The organism is Streptomyces speibonae (assembly GCF_984686075.1).
In genome coordinates, this window is sequence record NZ_OZ480260.1 from 6,610,388 (window position 1) to 6,622,711 (window position 12,324).

11 protein-coding genes are annotated in these 12,324 nt (G+C 70.6%); 4 read left to right on the forward strand and 7 right to left on the reverse strand.

Features of this window, described 5'->3' with window-relative positions:
* Nucleotides 1-42: 42 nt before the first annotated feature.
* Nucleotides 43-1,578 carry a S8 family peptidase gene (locus AC5L3C_RS29730; protein ID WP_493652041.1) on the reverse strand — a complete coding sequence of 512 codons (1,536 nt, stop codon included), beginning with the start codon at nucleotides 1,576-1,578 and terminating at the stop codon, nucleotides 43-45.
* A 58-nt stretch (nucleotides 1,579-1,636) separates the two neighbouring features.
* A complete protein-coding gene (locus AC5L3C_RS29735) occupies nucleotides 1,637-3,169 on the reverse strand; it encodes a S8 family serine peptidase (RefSeq protein WP_493652043.1) in 1,533 nt (510 codons plus the stop codon).
* Between the two features lie 265 nt (nucleotides 3,170-3,434).
* On the opposite strand from AC5L3C_RS29735, the gene AC5L3C_RS29740 reads away from it, so the two are divergent.
* From AC5L3C_RS29740 to moaA, 3 genes are all read left to right on the forward strand, one after another.
* Entirely contained in the window at nucleotides 3,435-3,791 is a 357-nt protein-coding gene (locus AC5L3C_RS29740; protein ID WP_493652044.1) for a DUF485 domain-containing protein, read from the forward strand.
* Nucleotides 3,788-5,416: a monocarboxylic acid transporter gene (locus tag AC5L3C_RS29745; protein ID WP_125507596.1), complete on the forward strand. Its 1,629-nt coding sequence runs from the start codon at nucleotides 3,788-3,790 to the stop codon at nucleotides 5,414-5,416. The genes AC5L3C_RS29740 and AC5L3C_RS29745 overlap by 4 nt, the downstream gene beginning before the upstream one ends.
* A 160-nt stretch (nucleotides 5,417-5,576) precedes the next feature.
* Nucleotides 5,577-6,566 carry a GTP 3',8-cyclase MoaA gene (gene moaA, locus AC5L3C_RS29750; RefSeq protein WP_125507598.1) on the forward strand — a complete coding sequence of 330 codons (990 nt, stop codon included), beginning with the start codon at nucleotides 5,577-5,579 and terminating at the stop codon, nucleotides 6,564-6,566.
* Nucleotides 6,567-6,603: 37 nt separating this feature from the next.
* Here moaA and AC5L3C_RS29755 read toward each other — a convergent pair whose 3' ends face one another.
* Both AC5L3C_RS29755 and AC5L3C_RS29760 read right to left on the reverse strand, forming a co-directional pair.
* Nucleotides 6,604-6,825, reverse strand: coding sequence for a hypothetical protein (locus AC5L3C_RS29755; protein WP_493654079.1), 222 nt, complete (start codon nucleotides 6,823-6,825; stop codon nucleotides 6,604-6,606).
* A 224-nt stretch (nucleotides 6,826-7,049) separates the two neighbouring features.
* Nucleotides 7,050-7,448 carry a DUF3099 domain-containing protein gene (locus AC5L3C_RS29760; protein ID WP_493652047.1) on the reverse strand — a complete coding sequence of 133 codons (399 nt, stop codon included), beginning with the start codon at nucleotides 7,446-7,448 and terminating at the stop codon, nucleotides 7,050-7,052.
* 246 nt (nucleotides 7,449-7,694) lie between these two features.
* On the opposite strand from AC5L3C_RS29760, the gene AC5L3C_RS29765 reads away from it, so the two are divergent.
* Nucleotides 7,695-7,979, forward strand: coding sequence for a GlsB/YeaQ/YmgE family stress response membrane protein (locus AC5L3C_RS29765; protein ID WP_125507600.1), 285 nt, complete (start codon nucleotides 7,695-7,697; stop codon nucleotides 7,977-7,979).
* A 70-nt stretch (nucleotides 7,980-8,049) separates the two neighbouring features.
* Here the strand turns inward: AC5L3C_RS29765 and tyrS are convergent, their stop codons facing one another.
* From tyrS to AC5L3C_RS29780, 3 genes are all read right to left on the reverse strand, one after another.
* Nucleotides 8,050-9,318 (reverse strand): tyrosine--tRNA ligase, encoded by a 1,269-nt coding sequence (gene tyrS, locus AC5L3C_RS29770; protein WP_493652048.1) that lies wholly within the window; start codon nucleotides 9,316-9,318, stop codon nucleotides 8,050-8,052.
* Between the two features lie 66 nt (nucleotides 9,319-9,384).
* A complete protein-coding gene (locus tag AC5L3C_RS29775) occupies nucleotides 9,385-10,779 on the reverse strand; it encodes a metallopeptidase TldD-related protein (RefSeq protein ID WP_493652050.1) in 1,395 nt (464 codons plus the stop codon).
* The gene (locus AC5L3C_RS29780; protein ID WP_493652051.1) at nucleotides 10,776-12,299 is read right to left on the reverse strand and encodes a TldD/PmbA family protein; all 1,524 of its coding nucleotides are present in this window, start codon (nucleotides 12,297-12,299) and stop codon (nucleotides 10,776-10,778) included. The genes AC5L3C_RS29775 and AC5L3C_RS29780 overlap by 4 nt, the downstream gene beginning before the upstream one ends.
* Nucleotides 12,300-12,324 lie beyond the last annotated feature (25 nt).

Below are 12,324 nucleotides of genomic sequence, written 5' to 3' on the forward strand. Positions count from 1 at the left end.
GGCGTCTCCGCCCGGCCCCGCGCCTGTATCACACCCGAGGGACTACCACGTCACCGCGTCCAGCGCGTCGGCGGTGCCCCAGCCGTAGAAGCCGTTGCGGTTCTTCGGCCCCTCGCACACCGCGTCGGCCTTGCCGTCGCCGTTGATGTCGTACGGGTCCGTGCAGGCGGTGGCGTCGGCCTCCGCGTACAGCAGCGCCTTCACCATCGCCGGCGGCGCGTAGGGGTGCGTCGACTTGATCAGCGCGGCAACCCCCGCGACATGCGGCGACGCCATCGACGTACCCGCCATGTAGCCCCACTTGCCGCCGGGCAGCGTGCCCAGGATCAGCCCGCTGGTGGCGGGCGGGGCGGGCGGCTGGTAGGCCGTGGAGTCACCGCCGGGCGCGGCGATGTCGATGAAGCCCCGTCCGTAGTTGGAGAAGGACGACTTCAGCCCCTTGGCGCCCGTCGCCGCGACCGTCACCACACCCGGCAGCTGCGTCGGGATGTCGAGGCACTCGTCCGGGTCGATCACCCGGTCCGACGGGGTGCCGTCGTTCGGGGACACCGGGTCGGTGATCTCGTCGGCCGCGAGGTCGTAGTTCTCGTTGCCGGCCGCGGCCACGTTGACCGTGCCCTTGCGCTCCGCGTACCGCGTGGCCCGGGTGACGGCCTCCAGGAGCGCCTTCTGGTCCGGGTCGTCCTTGCAGTTGAAGTACCAGGGGTCGGTGTAATAGCTGTTGTTGGTGATGTCGACCCCGTGCTCGGCCGCCCACATGAAGCCGCACACCACGGCCTCGGTGTAGAAGTACCCCGCCGGCGTGGACACCTTGATGCCGGAGACCTTCACCCCGGGCGCGACACCGGTCATGCCGATGCCGTTCTTGGCGGCGGCGATCTCACCGGCGACATGCGTGCCGTGCGGGCTCTCGTCCGCGCCCGGCCGCCAGGCGCCGTCGCTCGTGTCCGGCTTGCCCGTCACACAGTTGACCGACGCGTCCCGGTCGAAGTTGGGCGCGATGTCCGGGTGGGTGTCGTCCACACCGGTGTCGATGACGCCGACGGTCACCTTCGAACTGCCCAGCGACTTCTTGTGCGCCTTGTCCGCCTTGATGGCGGGCAGGTCCCACTGCAACCCCTGCAGCGGGTCCTCTCCCTCGGCGGCCTCCGCCTGCGCCTCGGCGGCCTCGGCGGCGCTGAGCACCTTCGGGGTGCCCATGTCCTGGGTGGCCGCCGACGGCAGCGGGGCGTTGCGGGTGTTGCCCGCCGACTGCACGCCCCGCACCTTGCGGACGGTCTTCGCGAAGTCGGGGTTGGAGGAGTGGACGACGATGACGCCGATCTTGTCGTACGACGTCACGATCGTGCCGCCGGCCTTGGCGATCGCCTTCTTCACATGGGCCGGGGCGCCGTGCCCGCCACGGACGTTGACCACATAGCTGAGCGAGTCCGCGTCGGCCTCGGCGGCGGCCGCAGGCCGGCCGTCGGCCGGGGCGGCGGTGGCCGCGGTGTTCGGCAGGAACGCCAGCGCGGTCGCCATGGCCATTCCGGCCGGGACGACGAGCACACGGCGATGGCGCGGGTGAGACGCTGTCATGAAGTCTCCAGTTCGTTCACTGTTGCGGGGGTCGGGCGGAACCTGCGGGAGAGCGTGCTCACTTGACGGCGCGCAGCGCGTCGACGATGCCGAAGCCGTAGAAGCCGTTGACCCGGTCGCCGCCCTCGCACGTCGCGTCCTGTGCGCCGTCGCCGTCCTGGTCGTAGGAGTCCGGGCAGCCCGGGTTGTCCGCCTGCGCCTTCAGCAGCGCCTGCAGCGCCGCGGGGGAGGCCCACGGGTGCTTGGACTTCAGCAGCGCGGCGACACCGGCGGCGTGCGGCGAGGCCATCGACGTGCCTTGCAGGAAGGCGTATTCGCCGCCCGGCATGGTGGACAGGATGCGGCCGTCCTTGGACGGCGTGTCCGGCAGCTGGTAGCGGCGGTCGCCGCCCGGCGCCGCGACGTCGACGACGCCCTTGCCGTACGTGGAGTAGTACGACTTGAGGTTCTGCACGCCCGTCGCGCTGACCGTGACGACGCCCGGCAGCTGGGTCGGCAGGTCGAAGCACTCGCTCGGGTCGATGGTGCGCTCGACGGGCGTGGTGTCGTTCGGGCTGGACGCGTCGTCGATGGCGTCCGAGGCCAGGTCGTGGTTGGAGTTGCCGGCCGAGGCCACGTGCAGGGTGCCCTTGCGCTGCGCGTACAGCTGGGCCCGGTTGACCGCGTCGACGATCGCCCGCTGGTCGGGGTCGTCCATGCAGTTGTACAGCCACGGGTCCACGTAGTAGCTGTTGTTCGTGATCTCCACGCCGTGGTCGGCGGCGAACATGAACGCGCAGACGACGTTCTCCGGGTAGAACAGGCCGTTGTCCGGGTCGCTGACCTTGATGCCGGCCACCTTGACGCCGGGCGCGACACCGGCGACGCCGATGCCGTTGCGGGCGGCGGCGATCTCACCGGCCACATGGGTGCCGTGGTAGTCGTCTTCCGTGTACGGGCGCCAGGCGCCGTCACTGGTGTCCGCCTTGCCGCCGACGCAGTTGGCCGACTGGGAGGCGGAGAAGTTCGGGGCGAGGTCCGGGTGGGTGTCGTCGACGCCGGTGTCGATGACGGCGACGGTCACCTTGCGGCTGCCGGGGTTGATCTTCGCGGCCTTGTCGGCGCCGATGGCCCGCAGGTCCCACTGGTCGGCCTCGAGCGGCTCGCTGCCGGGAGTGCCCGCGGAGGCGGCCTTCGTCCGCGCGGCCTCGGCGGCCGTCACGTAGTCGGCGGCGCCCTCGTCCGTGGTGCCCGCGCGGGTCAGCGGGGCGGTGCGGGTGGCGCCGGCCGAGTGCACACCCCGCGCCTTGCGAACGGTCTTGGCGAAGTCGGGGTTGGAGGAGTGGGCGACGATCACACCGATCTTGTCGTACGTGACCACGACCGTCCCGCCGGCCGCGGCGACCGCCCGCTTCACCGAGGCGATCGTGCGGTGGTCCGCCCTGGTGTTGACGACGTACGCCAGGGCGGGCGCGTCCGTCGCCTGCTCGGCCGACGCCGTCCGCGGGGCCGCCGACGCCGACGCCGCCGGCAGGAAGCCGAGCGAGGCGGTCAGGGACAGCACGACGGGCACGGCGAGGGCGAGCCGGCGTCTGGAACGCAGATGAGCCATGGGGTCTCCACATCATCCGGAAACGAGACCGGCCCGAGACACGGGGTGGTGCTCGGGCAGGTACATGACGGGTGGTGCAGGCCGAAGCTATCCCGCGCGTTCGCCGGCCAGCAATCATTTGCCGGAACGTCTTCACAAAAGGGCAGCGCAAAAAGAATGCGTGGGAGTTGAACCGGTCCTCGCGTGGCGCCGTGCCCTTGGTCAGGAAGCGCGAGCAGACTCGCCTTTCGTCCCCGCCCGAACCACCGCAATGCGAGGAGACTCCGTGGCCGCCGACGCACCGCCCCCCTCGACAGATCAATCCGCACTCCCCGGGCCCGAGGCGTACACCGAGGTCCAGGAGAGCGCCGAGTTCGGTGAACTGCGCCGCTCTCACCGCTCCTTCGCCTTCCCGCTGACCGTGGCCTTCATCGTCTGGTACCTGCTGTACGTCCTGTGCAGCAACTACGCGGGCGGCTTCATGGGCACCGAGCTGTTCGGCAACATCAACGTCGCCTTCGTCTTCGGCATCCTGCAGTTCGTCACCACGTTCCTCATCGCGTGGTGGTACTCCCGGCACGCCGCCGCCAAGCTCGACCCCAAGGCCGAGGCCATCAAGACCCGACTGGAGGGCGGCGCATGAGCCCCTCGATCACCCATGTCACCCTGGCCGCGAACGAGGCGAGCGAGCACCGCGCGCTGATCATCACGCTGTTCGTGCTGTTCGTCCTCGCCACGCTCGGCATCACCGTCTGGGCGGGCCGCCAGACCAAGGACGCCGCCGACTTCTACGCCGGCGGACGCCAGTTCAGCGCCTTCCAGAACGGACTCGCGGTCTCCGGCGACTACATGTCGGCCGCCTCCTTCCTCGGCATCGCCGGCGCCATCGCCCTCTTCGGCTACGACGGCTTCCTGTACTCCATCGGCTTCCTGGTCGCCTGGCTCGTCGCCCTCCTCCTGGTCGCCGAACCGCTGCGGAACTCCGGCCGCTACACCATGGGCGACGTCCTCGCCTACCGCATGCGGCAACGCCCCGTGCGCACCGCCGCCGGCACCTCCACCATCATCGTGTCGATCTTCTACCTGCTGGCCCAGATGGCGGGCGCGGGCATCCTCGTCTCGCTGCTGCTCGGCATCACCTCCGACGCCGGCAAGATCCTCATCGTGGCCATGGTCGGCGTACTGATGATCGTGTACGTCTCCATCGGAGGCATGAAGGGCACCACCTGGGTCCAGATGATCAAGGCCGTGCTGCTCATCGGCGGCACGATCCTCATTACGTTCCTGGTGCTGCTGAAGTTCAACTTCAACATCTCGGATCTGCTGGGCAGCGCGGCCGCGAACAGCGGCAAGGGCGACGCCTTCCTGGAGCCCGGCCTGCGGTACGGCGCCGACGGCACCTCCAAGCTGGACTTCATCTCCCTGGGCATCGCCCTGGTGCTCGGCACCGCCGGTCTGCCGCACATCCTGATCCGCTTCTACACGGTGCCCAACGCCAAGGCCGCCCGTAAGTCCGTGAACTGGGCCATCGGCATCATCGGCGGCTTCTACCTGATGACCATCGCCCTCGGCTTCGGCGCCGCAGCGCTCATCTCCCAGGACGAGATCATCGCCTCGAACCCGTCCGGAAACACCGCGGCCCCGCTGCTCGCGCTGCATCTGGGCGGCGTCGACTCGGCCTGGGGCGCGATCCTGCTCGCCACCATCTCCGCGGTCGCCTTCGCGACGATCCTCGCCGTGGTCGCCGGACTCACGCTCGCCTCGTCGTCCTCCTTCGCGCACGACATCTACGCCAACGTCATCCGCAAGGGGAAGGCCACGGAGAAGGAGGAGATGAAGGCGGCCCGCTGGGCGACCGTCCTCATCGGCGTCGTCTCCATCGCGCTCGGCACCCTCGCCCGCGACCTGAACGTGGCCGGCCTGGTCGCCCTGGCCTTCGCGGTCGCCGCGTCCGCCAACCTGCCGACCATCCTCTACAGCCTGTTCTGGAAGCGGTTCACCACCCAGGGCGCCCTGTGGTCGATCTACGGCGGTCTCATCGTCGCCGTCGGCCTGGTGCTGTTCTCGCCCGTCGTCTCCGGCGCCCCCAAGGCGATGTTCCCGGACGTCGACTTCGCCTGGTTCCCGCTGCAGAACCCGGGCCTCATCTCCATCCCGTTCGGTTTCCTGATGGGCTGGCTCGGCACGGTCCTGTCGAAGGAGGAGCCCGACGTCAAGAAGTACGCGGAGCTGGAGGTCCGGTCCCTGACCGGCACCGGCGCCCACTGATCCGCCCGCCTTGGACGGCCGCGTCGCGCGGACCCCTGTGGGTCCCTACGACGCGGCCGTCCGGCATCTCGTCACAACGGTCCTCGTCCGTTGTCGGTGGCGTCACGTAGGCTCACCGGTACGGGGACAGAAGTGATCCGCGTCGAGGGAGGGGGCCACCGTGCTCGTCGACACCTATGGCCGAGTGGCCACCGATCTGAGGGTCTCGCTGACCGACCGGTGCAATCTGCGCTGCACCTACTGCATGCCCGAGGAGGGGCTGCAGTGGCTGGCCAAGCCCGACCTGCTCACCGACGACGAGATCGTCCGCCTCATCGACATCGCCGTCACCTCCCTGGGCATCGAGGAGGTCCGCTTCACCGGCGGTGAGCCCCTGCTGCGCCCCGGTCTGGTCGGCATCGTCGAGCGGGTCGCCGCCCTGGAGCCCCGGCCCCAGATGTCCCTCACCACCAACGGCATAGGTCTCAGGCGCGTCGCGCCCGCGCTGAAGGCGGCGGGCCTGGACCGGGTCAACGTCTCCCTGGACACCCTGCGCCCCGACGTGTTCAAGACACTCACCCGCCGCGACCGCCACCGGGACGTCATCGACGGCCTGTACGCGGCCCGCGAGGCCGGCCTGACCCCGGTCAAGGTCAACTCGGTCCTGATGCCGGGGCTCAACGACGACGAGGCCCCCGACCTCCTCGCCTGGGCCGTGGAGCACGACTACGAGCTGCGCTTCATCGAGCAGATGCCGCTGGACGCCCAGCACGGCTGGAAGCGCGAGGGCATGATCACCGCCGGGGACATCCTGGCCTCCCTGCGCACCCGCTTCGAGCTGACCCCCGAGGGCGACGAGGCGCGCGGCTCCGCACCGGCCGAGCGCTGGCTGGTGGACGGCGGCCCGCACCGCGTCGGTGTCATCGCCTCCGTCACCCGCCCGTTCTGCGCCGCGTGCGACCGCACCCGCCTCACCGCCGACGGCCAGGTCCGCACGTGCCTGTTCGCCACCGAGGAGACGGACCTGCGCGCGGCCCTGCGCTCCGACGCCCCCGACGAGGAGATCGCCGGCATCTGGAAACGCGCCATGTGGGGCAAGAAGGCGGGCGCGGGCCTGGACGACCCGAGCTTCGTCCAGCCGGACCGCCCGATGTCGGCGATCGGGGGCTGAGGTCCCGATCGCCGAGCCGGGAGCCGGGCGCCGCTGTTCAGGCGCCCCGGGCCTGCCACTCCTGAAGCGGGACGACCTCCTTCAGGAACCCGCGCACCCCCAGGAACTGCGACAGATGCTCCCGGTGCTCCTCGCAGGCGAGCCATGTCTTGCGGCGCTCGGGAGCGTGAATCTTGGGGTTGTTCCAGGCCAGTACGTGGACCGCGGCGGCGCGGCAGCCCTTGGCGGAACAGATCGGCGTCTCGGGATCGGGGAGCATCACACCCCGACCCTAGCGCGCGGGAAAAAGGCGACGCCGAGCAGCCACGGGGGGAGCTGCCCGGCGTCGGTCCGTCGCTCCGACGGGGGATGCGGAGCGCGTACGCAGTATGTCATGGGTCACCCCGCCCCCGGCACCGGAAGCACATGATTGATCTGAGCTTTTCTTGAGCTTGGCGGAGAAACACCTTCCGCTCGGCGCCGTTTCCCCTCTCGCTCCGATCTTCACGACCGCTCGGGCCGCTCCGTTCGTTCGCCCGGCACCCGCTCCGACGCCACATCTTCCGCATCGGGTTCCGCGGAACCGTCGTTCGTCCGCGGCGGTGCGATCATCGGCTTCATCGGGGTCGTCACGAAGGTCGACGGCAGCGACGGCGCGTTCTCGCGCCCGGCGTTGGCGATCACCACCGCGATGTACGGCAGGACCGCCCCGAGCACCAGCGCGACGATCGCGACATGCCGCTCCACGTTCCACAGGGTCGCCGCGAGGATGACCGAGATCGTACGGACGACCATCGAGATCACATACCGGCGCTGCCGTCCGCGCACGTCTTCCTGGAGGCCCGTCCGGGCGCCGGTGATCCGGAACACCTGGACGCCGCCGCCGCCATGTTGCTTCCGCATCACATTCCACCATCCGCCCGCAGAGGACCGTCCCCGCCCCGGCCGTCCCGCACCCCGGTCGGTGAACCCGGGCCCGGACAGGTCCCACGGTACGCCGCCCCCACCCGGGTCACGAGCCCGGGTCCGCCCCTCCTTCCGTCCGTACGGCCTGCGCCGTCGCACGTACGCCGCGTCCGACGTGCGGCGTACCGCTCCTCGTCCGACACTGGGCGCAATGCTCGCGTCACGCCGTACTAGGAGGCTTCCATGGGCTGGTTGTGGGCGATCATCGTGGGTTTCGTTCTCGGTCTTCTCGCCAAGGCGGTGATCCCCGGCAAACAGCACATCCCGCTGTGGCTGGCCACCATCTGCGGCATGATCGGTGCCGTCATCGGCAACGCGATGGCGCGCGGCTTCGGCATCGAGGAGACGCGGGGCATCGACTGGGGCCGGCACATCTTCCAGCTGGGTGCGGCCATCGTCATCGTCCTGCTCGTGGAGATGATGTACAACGCCATGCAGCGCAGGAAGCACGAGGGGGAGCGGGCCTGATCCGCAGGCCGAGGAACGACTCGGGGGCGGCCCCGGCCGCGCCGGACACCGCCCCCGTACCCGTCGTCGCTCAGCCGGCCGTGACCTCCACCGCGGCCAGGTTCTTCTTGCCCCGGCGCAGCACCAGCCAGCGGCCGTGCAGCAGGTCCTCCTTGGCCGGCACGGCGTCCTCGGCGGTGACCTTGACGTTGTTCACGTAGGCGCCGCCCTCCTTCACCGTGCGCCGCGCGGCCGACTTGCTCGCCACCAGGCCGACCTCGGCGAACAGGTCCACGACCGGGCCGAGCTCGGTCACCTGGATGTGCGGCACCTCCGAGAGCGCCGCCGCCAGCGTCCGCTCGTCCAGCCCCGCCAGCTCGCCCTGGCCGAACAGGGCCCGGGACGCGGCGATCACGGCGGCCGTCTGGTCGGCCCCGTGCACCAGCGTCGTCAGCTCCTCCGCCAGCGCGCGCTGCGCGGCCCGGGCCTGCGGACGCTCCTGCGTTTGCCGCTCCAGCTCCTCCAGCTCCTCCCGGGACCGGAAGGACAGGATCCGCATGTAGCCCGAGATGTCCCGGTCGTCCACGTTCAGCCAGAACTGGTAGAACGCGTACGGCGTGGTCATCTCGGGGTCCAGCCAGACGGCGCCGCCCTCGGTCTTGCCGAACTTGGTGCCGTCCGCCTTCGTCATCAACGGCGTCGCGAAGGCGTGGACGGTCGCGTCCGGCTCCAGCCGGTGGATCAGGTCGAGCCCGGCCGTGAGGTTGCCCCACTGGTCGCTGCCGCCCTGCTGCAACGTGCAGCCGTAGCGCCGGTACAGCTGGAGGAAGTCCATGGCCTGGAGCAGCTGGTAACTGAACTCCGTGTAGCTGATGCCCTCGGAGGACTCCAGCCGCCGGGCGACCGAGTCCTTGGTCAGCATCTTGTTGACGCGGAAGTGCTTGCCGATGTCCCGCAGGAACTCGATCGCGGTCAGGTTCGCGGTCCAGTCGAGGTTGTTCACCATGACGGCCGCGTTCTCAGCCTCGAAGGTCAGGAACGGCTCGATCTGGCGGCGCAGCCGCTCCACCCAGCCCGCGACCGTCTCCGGCGAGTTCAGCGTGCGCTCCGCCGTCGGCCGCGGGTCGCCGATCTGCCCGGTGGCGCCGCCGACCAGCGCCAGCGGCCGGTGCCCGGCCTGCTGAAGCCGGCGCACGGTGAGCACCTGCACCAGATGCCCCACATGCAGCGAGGGCGCCGTCGGGTCGAAGCCGCAATAGAACGTGACGGGACCGTCCGCGAGCGCCTTGCGCAAAGCGTCCTCGTCAGTGGACTGGGCGAACAGCCCGCGCCACTTCAGCTCGTCGACGATGTCCGTCACGGTTCTCGCGTCTCCTTGATGATCTTCGGCCGGTCGGGTCACGGCCGCTGGCGAACGCCTACGAGGTTATACGCCCTGGCTGACAGAGCTCATATTGAAATCGGGGACGCGCAGCGCCGGCATCGCCGCCCTGGTGAACCAGTCGCCCCACTCCCGGGGCAGCGTCCTGTCCGTACGGCCCGCCTCCGTCGCCCGGCCCAGCAGGTCCACCGGCGACTCGTTGAACCGGAAGTTGTTCACCTCGCCGGTGACCTCGCCGTTCTCGACGAGATACACGCCGTCCCGGGTCAGCCCCGTCAGCAGCAGCGTCGCCGGGTCGACCTCCCGGATGTACCACAGGCAGGTCAGCAGCAGCCCGCGTTCCGTGGCCGCCACCATCTCCTCCAGGGACCGGTCGCCGCCGCCGTCCAGGATCAGGTTGTCGATCCCGGGCGCCACCGGCAGCCCGGTCAGGCCCGCGCCGTGCCTGCTGGTCGTCAGCCGGTTCAGCTCGCCCTCGCGGATCCACTCCGTGGCCGACAGCGGCAGCCCGTTGTCGAACACCGACTGATCACCCCCGGAGGAGTGCGCGATCACGAACGGCGCCGACTCCAGACCCGGCTCGTGCGGATCGCTGCGCAGCGTCAGCGGCAGTTCGGCCAGCCGCTCGCCGACGCGGGTGCCGCCGCCCGGCTTGGAGAACACCGTGCGCCCCTCGGCCGCGTCCCGCCCCGAGGCCGACCACAGCTGGTAGATGAGCAGGTCGGCCACCGCGGTCGGCGGCAGCAGCGTCTCGTACCGGCCCGCGGGCAGCTCCAGCCGCCGGCGCGCCCACCCCAGCCGTACGGCCAGCTCGGCGTCGAGCGCCGCCGGGTCGACGTCCTTGAAGTCCCGCGTGGCCCGCCCTGCCCACGCCGACCGCGTACGGTCCGGCGACTTGGCGTTCAGCTCCAGCGTGCCGTTGGGCTGGTCGTGCCGCAGCCGCAGCCCCGCCGAGGTGCCCAGGTAGGTGGAGACCATCTCGTGGCTGGCGAACCCGTACAGCTCCCGGCCGCCGGCCCGCGCGCGTGCGAACGCCTCGCCCAGCGCCGGGGCGAAGTCGGCGAACACCGCGGAGGAGGTCTCCGCGGGCGCCTCGGTGAACTCGGGGGACGGGGCCACGCCCGTGACCAGCGGCTGCGCGTCCTCGGCGGGACCCGCGCCCCGCGCGGCGTCCTCGGCGGCCCGCACCAGCGGCTCCAGCTCGTCCACGGTCACCGCGGAGCGGGACACCACCCCGGACGCCGTGCCCCGGGCGCCGTCCACCATGGCGATCACGGTGAGCGTGCGCCCGCGCGTGACCCCGTTGGTGGTGAGCGCGTTGCCCGCCCAGCGCAGATTGGCGGAGGACTCCTCGTCGGCGATCACCACACAGCCGTCCGCCCGGGACAGCTCGAGCGCGCGCTCGACGATCTCGTGCGGCTTGTTCGTTCGCGCGCTCATCGCCCCGCCTCCTGCGTGGTGTTGAGAATGTTGACTCCCTTGAACAGGGCGGAAGGACAGCCGTGCGAGACCGCCGCGACCTGTCCCGGCTGGGCCTTGCCGCAGTTGAAGGCGCCGCCCAGGACATACGTCTGCGGGCCGCCGACCGCCGCCATGGAACCCCAGAAGTCCGTGGTCGTGGCCTGGTACGCGACATCCCGCAGCTGTCCCGCCAGCCGCCCGTTCTCGATCCGGTAGAAGCGCTGGCCGGTGAACTGGAAGTTGTACCGCTGCATGTCGATCGACCACGACCGGTCACCGACCACGTAGATGCCCCGGTCCACGCCCCCGATCAGGTCCTCCGTCGACATCCCCGCCGGATCCGGCCGCAGCGACACATTGGCCATCCGCTGCACCGGCACATGACCGGGGGAGTCCGCGAACGCGCACCCGTTGGACCGCTCGAAGCCGGTCAGCCTCGCGATCCGCCGGTCCAGCTGGTAGCCGACCAGCGTGCCGTCCTTCACCAGGTCCCAGGACTGCGCCTCGACGCCCTCGTCGTCGTAGCCGATGGTGGCCAGCCCGTGCTCGGCGGTGCGGTCCCCGGTGACGTTCATCAGCTCGGAGCCGTACTTCAGCTTGCCCAACTGGTCGAAGGTGGCGAACGAGGTACCCGCGTACGCCGCCTCATAGCCGAGCGCGCGGTCCAGCTCGGTGGCGTGCCCGATGGACTCGTGGATGGTCAGCCACAGGTTGGACGGGTCCACCACGAGGTCGTACAACCCCGGCTCGACGCTCGGCGCCCGCATCTTCTCCGCCAGCAGCTCCGGGATCCGCTCCAGCTCCTCGTCCCAGTCCCAGCCGGTACCCCGCAGATACTCCCAGCCACGGCCGACGGGCGGCGCGATCGTGCGCATGGAGTCGAACTCGCCGCTGGAGTCGTCCACGGACACGGCCGTGAGCACCGGGTGCAGGCGCACCCGCTGCTGTGTCGTGACGGTCCCGGCCGTATCGGCGTAGAACTTGTTCTCGTGCACGGTGAGCAGCGAGGCGTCGACATGGTCCACCCCGCCCGCCGCCAGCAGCCGGGCGCTCCACTCGGCCAGCAGCCCGCTCTTGTCCTCGTCGGGCACGGTGAACGGGTCGATCTCGTACGACGACACCCAGGTCTGCTCGGAGTGCACCGGCTCGTCGGCCAGCTCCACCCTCTCGTCCGACCCGGCCGCCCGGATCACCTGCGCGGACAGCTTCGCCATCGCCACGGCCTGCGAGGCGACCCTCGCGGCGGCGTCCGGGGTCAGATCCACCCCGGAGGCGAACCCCCAGGTCCCCCCGTGCACCACGCGCACCGCGTACCCGAGGTCGGTGGTGTCCGACGACCCGGCGGGCTTGGCGTCCCGCAGCCGCCAGGAGGCGCTGCGGACCCGCTCCAGGCGGAAGTCCGCGTGCTCCGCCCCCAGCGACCGCGCGCGCGCGAGCGCGGCGTCGGCGAGGGCGCGCAGCGGCAGCATCATGAATGACTGATCGACTTCATGGGGCACGAGTGGACATCCCTTCGGGGCCTGC